The sequence below is a fragment of the Kineococcus deserti genome, from assembly GCF_050871945.1.
Classification (GTDB): domain Bacteria; phylum Actinomycetota; class Actinomycetes; order Actinomycetales; family Kineococcaceae; genus Kineococcus.
In genome coordinates this window covers 48195-64007 of record NZ_JBJLSI010000001.1, presented here as the reverse complement: position 1 = coordinate 64007, position 15813 = coordinate 48195, and the positions used below count along the sequence as shown (strand labels likewise).

Sequence of the window (15813 nt, the reverse complement as noted above, 5' to 3'; positions counted from 1 at the left end):
TACCCGTTCGTGCGTGAACCGTTCACGAGCGAGCCGCCGCCCGCAACGTCTCCTCGACCTCCTCGAGCGACCGCCCGCGCGTCTCGGGCACGAACCGCAGCGTGAACACGAGGCAGGCCGCCGCGGTCGCGACGAAGCACAGGAAGGTCCAGCGCCCGCCGACCGCCTCCAGCAGCGGCAGGAAGGCCAGCGACACCGCGAAGTTCGACATCCACAGCGCCATGGTCGTCGCACCGCCGGCGAACCCCTTGATCCGCGAGGGGAAGATCTCGGAGATGAGCAACCAGCACACCGGCGCGACCGTGCTCTGCTGGAAACCCAGGAACAGCACCATGAGGCCCAGGGTGACGAAACTGGTCGTCGTCGACTCCCCCGCGCGGCCGATGACGAACGCCAGCGCGAGCATGCAGACCCCACCGCCGACCAGACCGGTCACCAGCAGCTGCCGTCGGCCGAAGCGGTCCACGAGACCGATGCCGAGCCACACCGCCAGGACGCTCACGACGCCGACCGCGATGGTGCTCACGACCGACACCGACGTCGACAACCCGGTGCCCTCCAGGATGGTGGGCGTGAAGTAGATGATCGTGTTCGTCCCCGTCGCCTGCTGCACCACGGCGATCCCGACGCCGATGAACACGGTGCGCCGCAACCAGGGCGTCCGCAGGAGTTCGCTCCAGCCGCCACCCTCCTGCTGCCGCCCGGCGCGGCGCGCGGTGCGTTCGGCGCGCTGCAGCTCCCGCCGCGCCTCACGCTCGCTGCGGGTGCGGCGCAGGACCGCGAACGCCTCGCGGCGCATCCCGTGCCCGAACAGCCAGCGGGGGGTCTCGGGCAGGAACACGCACCCGACCACCAGGCCCACCGCGGGAACCGCGGCCAACCCCAGCATCAGGCGCCAGTTCCCCGTCGGGGTCAGCGCGGCGTTGACGACGTAGGCCAGCAGCTGCCCTGCGACGATCATCAACGAGTTCAGCGACACCAGCCGGCCCCGGTCGGCGGCCGGGGCGAGTTCGGCCAGGTAGGTCGGCACCGCGACCGAGGCCGCGCCCACCGCGAGCCCGAGCACGAAGCGCGCGGCGACCATGAGCGGGACGTTCGGCGCCCCGGCGACGGCCAGGGCGCCCACGACGAAGACGAGACCGGCCACCGACATCGCCCGGCGGCGCCCGTACCGGTCGGCGGCGCGGCCACCGGCCAGCGCCCCCACGGCCGCCCCGACGAGCAGCAGGCTCGTGATGAGTCCCTCGTCGAGGGCGGTCAGAGCCAGGTCGGGCCGCATGAACGGCAGCGCACCGGAGACGACACCGGTGTCGTAGCCGAACAGCGCACCGCCGAGGGCGGCCAGGGCGGTCACCCGGCGGAGGAAGGCCCGCCGCGAGCGCTCGTCCGTGGCGTGGTCCCGGGACGCGTCGGCAGCGGTCGAGGCACGCTGCCCGGAGACGGGGTCTGAGGGGTTGGTCGACGTCGCAGAGATGGCTCAAGTCCCTTTCAAACCGGTTTCGTTCCGGCCTCAAGGTAGCCGACGACCGTCGGAGGGACCATCCGTACAGGTCGGGAGGGGTGTCAGGCGGGCACGGGAGCGCCCAGCACCCCGAACAGGTCCTTGGGGTCGTCGGGACCGGCGACGAGGTCGATGTCCTCGGCGAAGGGCGTGCCGCGCACCGCGTCGCGCACGTAGGTCAGGGCGGTGAAGTCCTCGACGGCGAAGCCCACCGAGTCGAAGACCGTCGTCCGCGCCGGGTGGGTGCGGCCGGGACGGTCGCCGCGCACGACCTCCCACAGCTCGGTGACCGGGAAGTCCGCCGGCCGGTTCTGGATCTCGCCCTCGATCCGCGTCTGCGGGGCGTGCTCGACGAAGACGTCGGCGTGGTCGAGGATCCGCGCGTCCAGTTCGGTCTTGCCCGGGCAGTCCCCACCGATCGCGTTGACGTGCACGCCCGGGGTGAGGTCCTCCAGCCGCAGCACGGTCGCGTTCTGCTTGTCGGCCGTGCACGTCGTGACGACCTGCGCCCCGCGCGCCGCCTGCGCAGCCGAGCCGCAGACCTGCACCTCGAACCCGAGCGGAACGAGGTTGCGGGCGAGCTTCGCGCTCGCCGCCGGGTCGACGTCGAAGACCCGCAACCGGCGCACGCCGAGCTGCGAGCGCACGCCGAGCGCCTGGAACTCCGCCTGGGACCCGGCGCCGACCATGCCCATGACCTCGGCCCCCCGCGGCGCGAGCCACCTGGCCGCCAGCGCCGAGGTGGCCGCCGTGCGCAGGGCGGTGAGCAGCGTCATCTCGGCCAGGAACGTCGGGTAGCCCGTGTAGACGTCGGCCAGGACGCCGAAGGCGGTGACGGTCTGGAGCCCGTGGGCCGGGTTGCCGGGGTGGCCGTTGACGTACTTGAACGCGTACTGCTCCCCGTCGGTCGTCGGCATGAGCTCGATGACCCCGACGCGGGAGTGCGTGGCCAGCCGGGGGGTCAGGTGGAACTGCGGCCAGCGCCGGAGGTTCCCCTCGAGGGCGTCGACCATCCCGGCGATGACGGCCTCCGGGCCGGTCGCCGAGATCCAGCGCGCCATGCCGCGCACGCTCACGAACTGCATGCCGTCAGGTTAGGAACCGCGGCTGCACCCGATCAACGGGCGAACTGCGCGATCTGCGGGCCGGACCGGTCGATCTGCTTCCACCGCGCTGACGGACCGTCTAGGTTTCCGGTCATGCCCGAGATCGACGACCTCGACCGGCGCCTGCTCGCCGCCCTGCGCACCGACGCCCGGGAACCGGTCGCCTCGCTGGCCCGCCGCCTCGGCGTCACCCGCGCCACCGTGACCCACCGCATCGAGCGGCTGACCAGCGCCGGGGTGATCCTGGGTTTCACCACCCGGGTGCGCGAGGGCGCCGAGGGCGACGTGCGGGCCATCTCCTTCATCGAGCTCGAGGGCCGGGCCACCGACCGTGTCATCGACCGGTTGCGCGGGCTGCCGGAGATCGTCTCGCTGCACACCACGAACGGCGGCTGGGACCTCGTCGCCGAGATCCGCACGACCTCGCTCGCGGAGTTCGACCGGCTGCTGGGCCGGATCCGCTCGGTCGACGGCGTGGTGAACTCCGAGACGAGCCTGTTGCTGTCGTCGGTGCTCGTGTGATGCTCCGCGCCGCCGGGGACGTCACGGCTGGGCGGTGCGGTGCAGCAGCCCCTGGTAGCGCGGCGGCAGTTCGGTGGCCAGGGAGATCGACGTGCTCGTCCGCACGACCCCGGGCACGCGCAGCAGCGACGTCGTGGTGCGGTGCAGGTCGGCGGTGTCGCGGGCGACCACCTTCAGGAGCAGGTCGGCCTCGCCGGTCGTGGCGTGCATCTCGACCACCTCGGGAACCTCGCGCAACGCGGCGATCGCCTGCGGACCCGAGGCCTGGCTCAGCGCGACCGACAGGAACGCCACCATCGGGTGGCCCAGGGCCGCGGGGTCCAGCCGACGGCTGAACTCCCCCAGCGCGCCACCGGCCTCCATCCGCTGCAGGCGGGCGTGCACGGTGTTCCGCGCGACACCGAGTTCGCGGGCCAGGGACAGGACGGTCGCGTCCGGATCGGCGTCCAGGGCCAGCACGATCCGGGCGTCAAGCGCGTCGAGCGTGTACATGCTGAGCACTGTGGCACGACAGGCGAGGTTCAGGTTCCAGAGTGCTCAGTTGACCTGGGCTGTGTTGCACGCCGTCCGTCCCGCCCCCGACGCTGCGGCGGTGAGCGCACCGACCCTCCTCCGCCCCCGGGCCACCGTGGCCGCGCTGCCCGCCTACGTCGCGGGGCGGCGCGCCCCCGCCACCGCGGGCCTGCCGCTGACCGCGGCCCTGGCCGCCAACGAGAGCCACCACCCGCCGCTGCCGGCCGTCCTGGAGGTCGTGCGCGCGCAGGCGGCCGACCTCAACCGCTACCCCGACCCGGCGAGCACGCAGCTGCGCGAGCGGCTCGGCGACCACCTCGGCGTCGGCGCCGACGAGATCGCCGTGGGGCCCGGCAGCGTCGGGGTGCTGGCCCAGGTGCTGGCGGCGGTGTGCGACGCCGGGGACGAGGTGGTGTTCGCCTGGCGCTCGTTCGAGGCCTACCCGATCCTCACGACGCTGGCCGGTGCGGTGCCGGTGCCCGTCCCGCTGCGCGACGACGAGCGGCACGACCTGACGGCCATGGCGGCCGCGGTCACCGACCGGACCCGCGCGGTGCTGCTCTGCTCGCCGAACAACCCGACCGGGGTGGCGATCGGGAAGGGCGAGTTCGAGCGGTTCCTCGCCGCGGTCCCCGCGCACGTCCTGGTCGTGGTGGACGAGGCCTACCTGGAGTACGCGCACGGCCAGGGCCCCGACGCCCTCGCCTGGCACCGGCGCGTGGGCAACCTCTGCGTGCTGCGGACGTTCTCCAAGGCCCACGGGCTGGCGGGTCTGCGGGTCGGTTACGCGGTCACGAACCCCGACCTCGCCGAAGGACTGCGCCGGGTGGGGCTGCCGTTCGCGGTGAGCGCCCTGGCCCAGCGGGCCGCCGTCGCCTCCCTGGACGCCGTGGACCAGATGCGCGAGCGCGTCGCCGGAACCACCGCCGAACGGGCCCGGGTCACCGCCGTCCTGCGCGGTGCGGGCTGGACGGTGCCGGACTCGGCGGCGAACTTCGTCTGGCTGCGCACCGACGACGTCCGGCGCGCCGAACTGCTCGCCGCCTTCGACGCGGCCGGTGTCCTGGTCCGCGGGTACCCCGGCGACGGGATCCGGATCACCCTGGCCGACCCGGCGACCAACGACCGCGTCCTGGACGTGCTGGCGGCAGGAGCCCACCGGTGGTGACCACGGCGGTCGCCGCGCCGCCGCACAGCCGGGTCGAGGACGTCGCCGGCATTGCGGTCGGCACGTTCCTGGCCTCGTTCGGGTTGTTCCTGCTGCACAGCACGAGCGCGGTCACCGGCGGGACGGCCGGGCTGGGCCTGGTGCTGAGCTACGCGCTGCCCGTGCCGTTCGCGGTGCTCTTCCCGCTGGTGAACCTGCCGTTCTTCGCCCTCGCGGTGCGCGCCAAGGGCTGGGCGTTCACACTGCGCTCGGTCGTGGCCGTCGTCGCGGTGTCGGCGTTCTCCTCGGTCCACGCCCACGCGCTGCCGGACCTGACGGTCTCCCCGCTGTACGCGGTGCTGTTCGGGAACCTGACCGCGGGGCTGGGGGTCCTCGTGCTGTTCCGGCACCGGACGAGCCTGGGGGGTTTCGGGATCCTGGCCCTGCTCCTGCAGGAACGCGTGGGCTGGCGCGCGGGCTACGTGCAGATGGCGCTCGACGTCGTCGTCGTGCTGTCCGCGCTCAGCGTCGTCCCGGCGCCGGTCGTCGCGTCGTCCGCCGTGGGGGCGGTGGTCCTCAACCTCGTGCTGTCGATGAACCACCGCCCGGGGCGGTACTCGGGGTGAGGTCCCCTCAGGTGACGTCCACCCGTTCCGGCGTCAGGGGCGGCGCCGGGGTCGCGGTCCGCGGCACCTGCGGGAGTTCCACGCCGGCCATCGTCCCGGCCACCCGCAGCACCTGCTCGGAGTAGCCGTACTCGTTGTCGTACCAGACGTACACGACGACGTGCCGGCCGTCGGCGATCGTGGCCAGGCCGTCGACGACCCCCGTCCCGCGCGAGCCGACGAAGTCCGTCGAGACGACCTCGGGGGACTCGACGTAGTCGACCTGCCGGTGCAGCGCCGAGTGCAGGGCCACCGAGCGCAGGAAGTCGTTGACCTCGGCCTTGGTCACCTCGCGGGACAGGGTGAGGTTCAGCACCGCCAGCGACACGTCGGGGGTGGGCACCCGGATCGAGTTGCCGGTCAGCTTGCCGGCCAGTTCCGGAACGGCCTTGGCGACCGCGCGGGCGGCCCCGGTCTCGGTGAGCACCATGTTCAGCACGGCCGACCGGCCCCGGCGTTCACCCTTGTGGAAGTTGTCGATGAGGTTCTGGTCGTTGGTGAACGAGTGCACCGTCTCGACGTGGCCGTGCTCGACGCCGAACCGCTCGTGCAGCACCTTCAGCACCGGGCCGATGGCGTTCGTCGTGCAGGAGGCGGCCGACACGACGCGGTCGTCGGGGCCGACGGTGTCGTGGTTCAGACCGTGCACGACATTCTTGACGCTGCCCCTGCCCGGCGCGGTGAGCAGCACCCGGGCGACCCCCGGCGACTCCAGGTGCCGGCTGAGACCGGCCTCGTCGCGCCACTTGCCGGTGTTGTCGATGACGACGGCGTCCCGGATGCCGTGCCGCGTGTAGTCCAGCGCGGCCGGGTCGTCGGAGTACAGGAACTGCACGACGGTCCCGTTGACCACCAGCCGGTCGCGGTCGGTGTCGACCGTGATGGTCCCCTCGAACGCCCCGTGCACCGAGTCCCGGCGCAGCAGGCTGGCCCGTTTCACCAGGTCGTCGCCCGACCCCCGGCGCACGACCACGGCCCGCAACCGCAGACCGGACACGGTGGTCGAGCGGGCGAGCAGGATGCGGGCCAGCAACCGGCCGATCCGGCCGAACCCGTAGAGCACGACGTCCGCGGTCCCCGGCGCCGCCTGCGTCTGCGTCCCTGCCACGGCGGACCGGACCCGGTCGGCCAGCGAGGCTCCGTCGGGGTGCACCGACAGCGCGGCCAGGTCCAGCACCGACGGTCCCAACGGCAGCCCGGACAGCACGCGCAGCAGTTCCAGGCTGGTCTGCACCGGGAACTCCACGTCGTCGACCCGGCGCGCGAACCGGTGCGCCTTGACGATGCCGGTCACCGACTCCCCCACCAGGCTGCGACCGTGCAACGTCACCTCCACCCCGCGCTCGCGGTGGAGCCGGCCGACGAGCGGGACCATCTGCTCGGCGGCCGTGACCTTCTCGTTCCACTCCCTGCTGATGTCTTCGCGTACCTCGTCGTCGCCCATGGGTCCATGGTTCCGGGACGTCGGTGCTCCCGGCCGGGCCGGCGGTGTGAAGATGCGCCGAACTTCACGAGCTGACAAGGGCAGGGCGTGACGCCGGTCACGGTGGTGCGACCATCTCGGGGTGAGCGAGGGGAGGGCGGGGTGAGGCGCAAGTTCAGCGTGCGGGACATCGCCGTCCAGGCGGGCCTGTCGGAGGCGACGGTCGACCGTGTCCTGCACGATCGACCCGGGGTGCGGGCCGCGACGGTGGAGCAGGTGCGTCGCGCGGTCGAGGACCTCGAGCGGCAGCAGTCCCAGGTGCGCCTCACCGGCCGGACGGTGATGTTCGACGTCGTCATGGCCGCCCCGCGCCGCTTCGCCGACGCCGTCCGTTCCGCGCTCGAGCTCGAACTGCCGGCGCTGCACCCGGCGACGGTGCGCGTGCGGTTCCACACCTCCTCCGGCGCCGGGGGCGGCTGGGTCGCCGCCGAGATCGCCCGGGTGCTGCGCACCGGCTCCAACGGGGTCGTGCTGCAGTCCCCCGACCTGCCCGAGGTGCGGGCGGCCGTGGCGCAGCTGGCGTCCGCGCAGATCCCGGTCGTCACCCTCGCCAGCGACCTGCCGGGCAGCCTGCGTCGCGGCTACGTCGGCGCCGACAACCGCGGTGCCGGTGCCACCGCGGCCTACCTGCTGACCCAGTGGGTCCCCGATCCGGCCGAACCGGTGCTGGTGGTCCGCAGCCGGCAGCCGCAGGACAGCGAGCGGGAGCGCTGGCGGGGTTTCGAGGCGGCGCTGGCGCAGCTGGAGGGTTCGGTGCGCCCCGTCGTGGACGTGCTGGACGACGACCAGGACCCCGTCGTGCTCGAGGAGGCCGTGGCCGCCGTCCTGCGGGAGCGCCCGGCGCTGCGGGCGGTCTACTCGATGTGCGCCGGGGCCGGCGGGAACGGCGCGGTGGTGCGCGGTTTCGAACGTGCGCGGACCCGGCCGGTGGCCTTCGTGGCGCACGACCTGGACGGGGAGAACGCCGACCTGCTGCGCCGCGGCGACCTGTCGGCCGTCCTGCACCACGACCTGCGCAGCGACTGCCGACAGGCCTGCCGCATGCTGCTGCAGGCGCCCTACACCCGCGCCGAACTACCCGGCGCGGCCTCCGCCATCCAGATCGTGACCCCCTTCAACGTGCCGGCCGACCACTGATCACGCGTGCGGTTCGACCGTCCGCAGCTCCTCGTCGGTCGCCTCGGGGGCGCGCAGCAGCAGCGACATCCCGGCGTAGGGGGCGAGCCACACGCCGAAGCTCTTCAGGTCGTCCACCCAGCCGATCTCCGAGTTGCTCGACAGGTCGACGACCGGAACGCGCGGCGTGAAGTGCTCCGAGCGCACCGTCCCCTCGATCGTCTCGGCGCCGAAGTTCAGCACCGTCACCTGCAGCGCGGCCCGCCCGCCGTGGTCGGCCGGGTCGAGTTCGTGGACCATGACGAGCATGCTCGGGTGCGCGACCGGCGGGATGTCGATCTGCCGGGCGGTGGCGATGCGGTGGTCGCGGCGCACGCGCAGCACCTCGCTCAGCTTGTTCGCGAACGAGTTCTCGTCGGCCAGCTGCTCGGGGATCGTGCCGTAGAGCGAGCGGCCGACGGGGATCCCGGACGCCGACATCGTCGCCTCGGGCGCGACCCCCATCAGGTCGTGCGCGGCACGCTCGATCCAGCGGGTGTCCCCGGAGGTCAGCAACGGCTTCACGCTCTCGACCGGCAGCGGGAGCATGCCGAGCAGGTCCCACCCGGACAGCGCGAACACCCCCGGCTGCCAGGCGTTGAACATCGCCATCAGCAGGTGGGCCCGCTTGATCTGCTCGACGTCGTCCTCGGTGAGGTCGTCCAGCACCCGGTTGCCGCGGCTGGCGGCGATGACGCTGGCGCTGGTGCAGGCGATCCCGTTCGTCGTGAAGACCAGGTTGTACGGGCCGTTCTCACCGGTGATCCTCTCGACGAGGTCGGCGCGGATGGTCTCGGCCAGCTGCAGCCCGGTGGTCTTCGCGCCACGGAACTCGTACTCGTCCTCGGCGTGCCGGGTGGCCCAGTGCACGAGCTCGTACGTGAGTTCGTCGTGGTTCTGCAGGGCGTGCACCAGCGAGGCCGGGTCGACGCCGAGCGAGAGCGCCTCGCGCAGGCACAGGCGGAGGAACTCCGTCTCGCCGGTCGCGATGGAGTGCTGGACGCCGGGACGGGTGATGAAGTCGTAGGACAGGTCGGCCCCGACCTCGGAGGTGTCCCGGATGTCCTCGATGGTGAGGTTCAGCTCCTGGAACGTGAAACCCCCCACCTTGCGGACCATGCCGGCGATGAGGTGGTTCGCGGCCTCCGACAGCGGGTGCCCCTCGGACCAGGCCGGCCCCTCGACGCTCTTCTCGACCCCCAGGAAACCGTTGGCGTCCAGCCGCAGCGCGCTGGTGCCCAGGTCCCCGAGGGAGTGCAGGGCGTCGCCGATGACGAGCTTCATCCCGGCGAAGGAGGGGTCGAGCCAGTTCACCGACGGCTGCCCCTGCTTGAAGTAGTGCAGGTACACCCAGCGGCGCGTCACGCCGTCGACGCCGACGACCTCGCGCGTCGCCGACCAGTTCGTCTCCTTGATGCCGGGCGCGTAGAAGATCACGCGCTGCAGCTGGCCGATGATGAAACCGCGTTCGGACAGCGCGGCCTCGGAGGCCGCGTCGAGGTTGGCGGCGTCGTGGCCCGGCGGGACCTCCGGCAGCAGCTCCCAGCACTCCGGCGGGATCTCGACCATGTGGTAGATGCCCGGGTAGTCCTGGAACGCCATCTCGGCGAGCCGGAAGTCGGCTCCCTTGCCGGTGTGGCCGGGGACGATGTCGTCGATGACGCTGCCGTCGTGCTCGGCGGCGACCTCGCACAGGTGCCGGAACTCGCCCTCGGTGCCGAACATGGGGTCGATCTCGGTGGAGATGCGGTCGAAGTGGCCGTCGACGCTGGGGGTCTGCCGCCAGCCGTCGAGCCCACCGGCCGACTTCACCGGCCCGGTGTGGACGGCGTCGATGCCGATGCGCTGGAACGCCTGCCACAGCTCGGGGTCGCCCAGGGAGCCGAGGAAGGAGCGGCCGGGCCGCGTCACGAGCGAGATGGGGTAGGCGGTGAACCACACGGCCGCGGTGTCGACCGCGCGCCGGGGGTCGGGTTTGGCGTACGGGTTCTGCCACATGATCGACTGGCCGGAGAACTGCCGGCTGATCTTGTGGGCGTCGGCCAGCATCGACTGCACGAGCAGCCACCGCACGTAGTCGGGGTTGCTGCCGTCGGCGGGCCCCTCCCCGGCCTCGGGCCGCGGCGGTGCGTCCGTCCCGCGCAGCCGCGCCTGCGGGCGGGGCCGGCGCAGCGAACGCGGGCGCGCCGGGTAGCGCTGCTCGTCGTAGGTGATCGCGCTGGGCTCGTGCTCGACCAGCTCCACGCCGTCGGCCACCTCGGCCGTCCCGGCCGCCTCGGCGACCGCCACGGAACTGCTGTCGATGTCGTCCACTGACCCTCCTCGCACGTGCCCCTGCCGATCCCCTACCGGGCTCCTGACGCGTCCCGGCTGATCGCTGGACTCACCCCACCACAGACCGCGCTCGTTCTCGACCGGAACCGAGGCATCGAGACTGGTAACGGTTCTCAGTTGTGTTAGGTTCTGCCCCGTCCACCGCTCCCGACCAGGTTGGAAGACGCACCGTGCGCCGCAGTCCTCTCCTCGCCCTGACCGCTCTCCCCCTCTCGCTGGCCCTGCTGACCGCCTGCGGCGGCGGGTCGGCGGAGACTCCCGCCGCCCCGGCCCCCAGCAGCACCGCCGAGGACGGGCACGACACCTCCGAGGAGGCCACCGAGGTCGGGGCCGCCAAGGCCCGGGTCGCCCTCACCTACGACGGCGGGGTCCAGGTCCTCGACGCCGCCACCTTCGAGGTCCTGGCCGACCTGCCCTTCGACGGCTTCACGCGGCTCAACCCCGCCGGCGACGGCCGGCACGTGATGGTCTCGGGCAGCGGCGGCTTCCACGTCGTCGACGCCGGCGCCTGGAGCGAGCCGCACGGCGACCACGCGCACTACTACACGGGCGAACCGCACGACACCGACGTGGTGTACGCGGCCGAGAAGCCCGGTCACGTCGTCACCCACGCCGGGAAGACGACGTTGTTCGACGACGGCACCGGTCACGTCGTGTCCTTCGACTCCGAGCACGTCGGCCACGACGCCGTCGCCGAGGGCGAGGCCCGCGAGTACACCACCCCCGCCGCCCACCACGGTGTCGCCGTCGAGCTGTCCGACGGGACGCTGGTCGTCACCGAGGGCACCGAGGAGGCCCGCACCGGCGTGCGCCTGCTGGACGCGCAGGACGACGAGATCGCCGCCAGCGACCAGTGCCCCAACACCCACGGCGAGACCGTGGCCGCCGACGAGACCGTCGTCATCGGCTGCACCGACGGCGTGCTGGTCATCCGCGACGGCCAGATCCAGAAGGTCCAGAGCCCCGACGCCTACGGCCGCATCGGCAACCAGTGGGGCACCGACGACTCCCCGATCGTGGTGGGCGACTACAAGTCGAACCCCGACGCCGAGATCGACCTCACCACCCGCATCTCGCTGATCGACACGACGAACGCGACCATGCGCCTGGTCGAACTGCCCGGCGGCACCTCCTACTGGTACCGCTCCATCGGCCGCGGCGAGAACGGTGAGGCCGTCGTGCTCGGCACCGACGGGCAGCTGCACCTCGTCGACACCGTCGCCGGCACCGTCACGAAGTCCACCCCGGTCGTCGACCCGTGGGAGGTCCAGGAGGACTGGCAGGCCCCGCAGCCGCAGGTCTTCACCCTGGACGGCACCGCGTACGTCACCGAACCGGCCACCAACGAGATCCACGCCGTCGACATCGAGACCGGCGAGGTCTACGCCAGCGGCACGCTGACGGTGCAGCCCAACGAACTCACGGCCGTCCCCGGCGAGGTCACCGAGTGAGGTCCGCCCTCGTCGGCGCGGCCGCGGCCCTCGCCCTGCTCGCCGGCTGCGGGTCCCCGGACTCCGCGGCCGGCGAGCAGGGCGGGCTGTCGGTCGTGACGAGTTCGCACCCGCTGGAGTACGTCGCCTCGGCCGTCGCCGGCGAGCGCGCCACGGTCAGCAACCTCGTCGCCCCCGGCGCCGACAGCCACGACGCGGAGATCTCCACCCGGCAGCTCGCCGACGTGGTGGACGCCGACGTGGTGGTGCACCTGTCGGGTCTGCAGCCGGCGGTCGACGACGCGCTGTCGACCCGGCCCCCCGACCACCTCGTCGACGCCGCGCCGTACGCCGACGACGACGACGACCCGCACTTCTGGCTCGACCCCGTGCGGATGGCCGACTTCGGCGACGACGTGGCGGCCGAACTGTCCGCGGTGGACCCGGACGGGGAGGACGCGTACACCGCCGGGGCCGCCGACCTGCGGCAGCGGATGCAGGCCCTGGACGCCGACTACGCCGAGGCGCTGGCCGGCTGCCGGGACGCCGCCCTGGTCACCTCGCACGAGGCGTTCGGGTACCTGGCCGACCGCTACGGGCTGCGGCAGATCGGGATCGCCGGGATCGACCCCACGGTCGAACCCACTCCCGCCCGGATCCGCGACGTCCTGCAGGTCGCGCGCGAGAACGCCGTCACGACCATCTTCTTCGAGTCCACGGCCAACCCGGCCGTCGCCGAGAAGCTGGCCACCGAACTGGGTGTGCGGACCGCGGTGCTGCACCCGGTGGAACGCGTGGACGACGGCGACGACTACCTCTCCCTCATGCAGGAGAACCTCGAGGCGTTGCGCAGCGGCCTGAACTGCTGAACCCGACCGGTGAGGCCCGGTCACCGGTCAGGTCAGCACCGCGTGAGCCGGATCACCGGAGACGTCACCGTGTCCCTGGACGGGTCCGTGACGGGCCCGGGCGGGCGAGGACGGCCGGCCCTCGTTCCATCGGCAGCTGCCCGCGCGAGGGACTGCTCGACGCCCTCACCCTGCACGTCTGCCCGCACGTCCTCGGCTCCGGGACGCCGTCGTTCGACGGAGTGGGGCGTCAGCGCCTGGAGCAGGGTGAGGTGCGGGTGTCCCGGCACGCGGTCCACGTCACGTACACGCCACGCCGCTGACGAGGCGTCGATCAGCGGGAACCGGCCACGCCCAGCAGGTCGCGGGCCGGGCCGGGCGCCATCCGGGCGGCGCCGGTCCACACCGCCCGCAGCGTCCGGCTCAGGTCCAGCCCCTCGACGGTCACGGCGTGCAGCCGGCCGGCGTCGACGTCGTCGGCCACCGCCAGCCGGCTCAGGACCGCGACCCCGGTCCCGGCCCGGACGGCCTCGCGGACGCTGGTGGCCGTCGTGAGTTCCACCGCGGGGGGAACCGGTGGGGTCCCGGCCGCGGCCAGGGCGCGCTCGAGCACCTCCCGGGTGCCCGACCCGGCCTCGCGCGACACCAGGGGCGTGGCGGCGAGTTCGGCGGCGGTCACCGGCCGTCGGCGCCGCGTCCAGGGGTGCCCCGGCGCCACGACGACGACGAGGTGGTCGCAGCGCAGTTCCCGGCTGCGCAGACCGCCCGGGACGTCGGCGCCCTCGACGAACCCCAGGTCGACGTCCCCGCGTTCGAGCGCGGCCAGGACGCGCACGCTGTTGGTGGCCTGCAGCTCCACCGCCGGTGGAGGCTGCCCGGCGGCCTCGGCGCGCTGGCGCAGGAGCAGCAACCAGCGGGGAACCAGGTGCTCGGCGATCGTCATGCTCGAGGCCAGGCGCAGCCGGTTGCCGCTGCCGCCCCGCAGGGTCGCGATGCCCTCACCGACCTCGACCGCGACCTCCAGCAGGCGGGCGGCCCAGCCGGCCAGCAGGGTTCCGGCCTCGGTGGGGGTCGAACCCTGCCGGGTGCGGTGCAGCAGGGCGACGCCGACCTGGGACTCCATGGTGCGCAACCGGTCCGAGGCGGCCTGCTGGGTGATGCCGAGGTCCCGGGCGCCGCGGCCGATGGATCCCGCGTCCACGACGGCGACGAACAACCGCAACGTCGTCAGGTCGGGCACGCGGTCCAGGGGCACCCGGGAACTGTAGGCGCAGCGCGATGATGGAGACGTGAGTCCCGCCCCGGCCGACCCGGCCCTGCTCGTCCGCCTGATCACCCGTGCCGTCGAGGCGGTCGCCCGCACCGACGCCGCGGCCTTCGCCGAGGCGGGCGGGGAACTGGCCCGGTTCGAGCCCGAGCAGGCGCGCGTGGTGCTCGGGTGGGTGCTGCGCCGGGCGCTGGAGGAACAGCACCCCGACGGCCTGGACGCCGACGACCTGCGCGCGGCCGTGACCGCCACCGCGCGCGCGGCCGGCTGGTTCGGCGGCCTGGAGCCCAGGATCCTGGTGGTCGTGCTGACGGCGGCGCTGGGTGAGCACCCCGATCCCGAGGAGATCCCCCGGCTCGGTCACCAGCTGGTGCTGCAGCACTCGCTGCTGCTCGTGCACGACCTGGTGCCCGGCACCGGCAGGTCCCTGCGCGCCTTCCTCGACACGGCCCTGGCGGAGGTCCGGCGGGCCGAGACGATGGAGCTGCCCTGACGGCTCAGGCCGTCGCCGCAGGTGCGCCCGCACCGCGCGCGGGCGCCAGCCGCCGCACGTGCAGCGGCAGTCCGCCCCGCGGGCGCAACGTCACCAGGGCGTCGACGCGCGCGGGCGGCGCGGCCGGGCGGACGGTGTGGGTGCGCAGCAGCGTCGCCAGGACGAGCACCTCCTCGACGAGGGCGAGGTCGCGGCCGATGCACAACCGCGGCCCGGCGCCGAAGGGCACGTAGTGGTCGCGCCGCGGCGCGTCGAGGAACCGCTCGGGGCGGAACTCCTCCGGCGCCTCCCACAGCGAGGGGTCCCGGTGCAGCGCCCACGTGCAGACGATGACGAGGGTTCCCGCGGGAACCCGCACGCCCGCGCCCCCGACGTCGAGCCGGTCGTCGGCCAGCGCCGTGCGGGTGATGACCCACGCCGGCGGGTACAGCCGCAGCGACTCGTCGACGACCGCACGCAGGTACCGCAGCCGCGGCACGTCCTCCCAGCCCGGCTCACCGGGCAGCGCGGCCACCTCGGCGTGCACCTGCTCCAGCACGGAGGGGTTGCGGGAGAGCAGGTCCAGCGTCCAGGTCAGGGAACTGGCCACGGTCTCGTGACCGGCGACGACGAAGGTGACGAGCTCGTCGCGGATCTGCCGGTCGTCCATCCCGGCGGCGAGCATCAGCCCCACCACGTCGCGGGGGTCGTCCACGGGCCGGGCCCGCCGCCGCTGCACGATGCGCGCGCAGACCTCGTCGATCTCGGCCACCTCGCGGGCCAGCCGGCGCCGGGCGGGCGTGGGCCAGGCGGACGGGACGGGACTGGCGGCGCGGCGGACGACGAGCTCGAGGGCTCGGCCGACGGCGTCGACCAGGCGGGGGGCGTCGTCGGACAGGTCGGCGGCGGCCAGCGTGTGCCCGACGACCTCCAGCCCGGCGCGGGAGGTGGCGTCCAGGACGTCCACCGGGGTGCCGGCGGGCAGGGCGTCGGCCTCGGCGACCAGACCCCGGGCGGCGTGGACGGCGTGCGCGGCGACGTCGGCCAGGCTGCCGTGGTGGAACGCGGGCTGGACGGTGCGCCGGTGGGCCCGCCACACCGGCCCGTCACCGGCGAGCAGCCCGTTGCCGGTGACGGTGGCCAGGGCGGAGTACTGGATGGTCGCCTTGCCGTAGCCGCGGGCGTTCTCGACGAGCACGCGCCGCACCCCGTCGGGGTCGGCGAGCACCAGGACGGGGGTGCGCGGCAACGGGATCGCCGCGGCCGGGCCGTGGCGGGCGGTGACGTCGGCGAGGAACAGGTGCGGAGAGCGCATGATGCGCGGGATCGAGCGCACCATGTCCCACGGCAGCGGGCCGTCGACGTCGAGC

14 protein-coding genes are annotated in these 15813 nt (G+C 73.5%); 7 read left to right on the top strand and 7 right to left on the bottom strand.

The window, feature by feature from the left end:
- Positions 1-22 precede the first annotated feature (22 nt).
- Positions 23-1474 carry a sugar porter family MFS transporter gene (locus ACRYR2_RS00340; RefSeq protein ID WP_432561131.1) on the bottom strand — a complete coding sequence of 484 codons (1452 nt, stop codon included), beginning with the start codon at positions 1472-1474 and terminating at the stop codon, positions 23-25.
- Positions 1475-1563: 89 nt separating this feature from the next.
- Complete coding sequence (locus tag ACRYR2_RS00335) at positions 1564-2586, bottom strand: ornithine cyclodeaminase (protein ID WP_432560816.1); 1023 nt, start codon at positions 2584-2586, stop codon at positions 1564-1566.
- Between the two features lie 114 nt (positions 2587-2700).
- Here ACRYR2_RS00335 and ACRYR2_RS00330 point away from each other — a divergent pair, with 114 nt between their 5' ends.
- Complete coding sequence (locus tag ACRYR2_RS00330; protein WP_432560815.1) at positions 2701-3129, top strand: Lrp/AsnC family transcriptional regulator; 429 nt, start codon at positions 2701-2703, stop codon at positions 3127-3129.
- Positions 3130-3150: 21 nt separating this feature from the next.
- On the opposite strand, the gene ACRYR2_RS00325 is transcribed toward ACRYR2_RS00330, so the two are convergent.
- Entirely contained in the window at positions 3151-3621 is a 471-nt protein-coding gene (locus ACRYR2_RS00325) for an Lrp/AsnC family transcriptional regulator (protein WP_432560814.1), read from the bottom strand.
- Between the two features lie 100 nt (positions 3622-3721).
- Here ACRYR2_RS00325 and ACRYR2_RS00320 point away from each other — a divergent pair, with 100 nt between their 5' ends.
- Positions 3722-4810, top strand: a complete 1089-nt coding sequence (locus ACRYR2_RS00320) for a histidinol-phosphate transaminase (protein ID WP_432560813.1) — start codon at positions 3722-3724, stop codon at positions 4808-4810.
- The gene (locus ACRYR2_RS00315; protein ID WP_432560812.1) at positions 4804-5415 is read left to right on the top strand and encodes a YitT family protein; all 612 of its coding nucleotides are present in this window, start codon (positions 4804-4806) and stop codon (positions 5413-5415) included. The genes ACRYR2_RS00320 and ACRYR2_RS00315 overlap by 7 nt, the downstream gene beginning before the upstream one ends.
- A gap of 7 nt (positions 5416-5422) precedes the next feature.
- Here ACRYR2_RS00315 and ACRYR2_RS00310 read toward each other — a convergent pair whose 3' ends face one another.
- Complete coding sequence (locus tag ACRYR2_RS00310; RefSeq protein ID WP_432560811.1) at positions 5423-6898, bottom strand: glyceraldehyde-3-phosphate dehydrogenase; 1476 nt, start codon at positions 6896-6898, stop codon at positions 5423-5425.
- A gap of 141 nt (positions 6899-7039) precedes the next feature.
- Here ACRYR2_RS00310 and ACRYR2_RS00305 point away from each other — a divergent pair, with 141 nt between their 5' ends.
- Positions 7040-8074 (top strand): LacI family DNA-binding transcriptional regulator, encoded by a 1035-nt coding sequence (locus ACRYR2_RS00305; protein WP_432560810.1) that lies wholly within the window; start codon positions 7040-7042, stop codon positions 8072-8074.
- Here ACRYR2_RS00305 and treS read toward each other — a convergent pair whose 3' ends face one another.
- Positions 8075-10396 carry a maltose alpha-D-glucosyltransferase gene (gene treS / locus ACRYR2_RS00300; RefSeq protein WP_432561130.1) on the bottom strand — a complete coding sequence of 774 codons (2322 nt, stop codon included), beginning with the start codon at positions 10394-10396 and terminating at the stop codon, positions 8075-8077.
- A 200-nt stretch (positions 10397-10596) separates the two neighbouring features.
- Here treS and aztD point away from each other — a divergent pair, with 200 nt between their 5' ends.
- A complete protein-coding gene (gene aztD, locus ACRYR2_RS00295) occupies positions 10597-11877 on the top strand; it encodes a zinc metallochaperone AztD (protein WP_432560809.1) in 1281 nt (426 codons plus the stop codon).
- On the top strand, positions 11874-12725 hold the full coding sequence (locus ACRYR2_RS00290; protein ID WP_432560808.1) for a metal ABC transporter solute-binding protein, Zn/Mn family: 852 nt from the start codon (positions 11874-11876) through the stop codon (positions 12723-12725). The genes aztD and ACRYR2_RS00290 overlap by 4 nt, the downstream gene beginning before the upstream one ends.
- Positions 12726-13038: 313 nt before the next feature.
- On the opposite strand, the gene ACRYR2_RS00285 is transcribed toward ACRYR2_RS00290, so the two are convergent.
- Positions 13039-13959 carry a LysR family transcriptional regulator gene (locus ACRYR2_RS00285; protein WP_432560807.1) on the bottom strand — a complete coding sequence of 307 codons (921 nt, stop codon included), beginning with the start codon at positions 13957-13959 and terminating at the stop codon, positions 13039-13041.
- A 34-nt stretch (positions 13960-13993) separates the two neighbouring features.
- On the opposite strand from ACRYR2_RS00285, the gene ACRYR2_RS00280 reads away from it, so the two are divergent.
- On the top strand, positions 13994-14464 hold the full coding sequence (locus ACRYR2_RS00280) for a hypothetical protein (protein ID WP_432560806.1): 471 nt from the start codon (positions 13994-13996) through the stop codon (positions 14462-14464).
- A gap of 4 nt (positions 14465-14468) precedes the next feature.
- Here ACRYR2_RS00280 and ACRYR2_RS00275 read toward each other — a convergent pair whose 3' ends face one another.
- Positions 14469-15794 carry a cytochrome P450 gene (locus ACRYR2_RS00275; RefSeq protein WP_432561129.1) on the bottom strand — a complete coding sequence of 442 codons (1326 nt, stop codon included), beginning with the start codon at positions 15792-15794 and terminating at the stop codon, positions 14469-14471.
- Between the last annotated feature and the right edge of the window lie 19 nt (positions 15795-15813).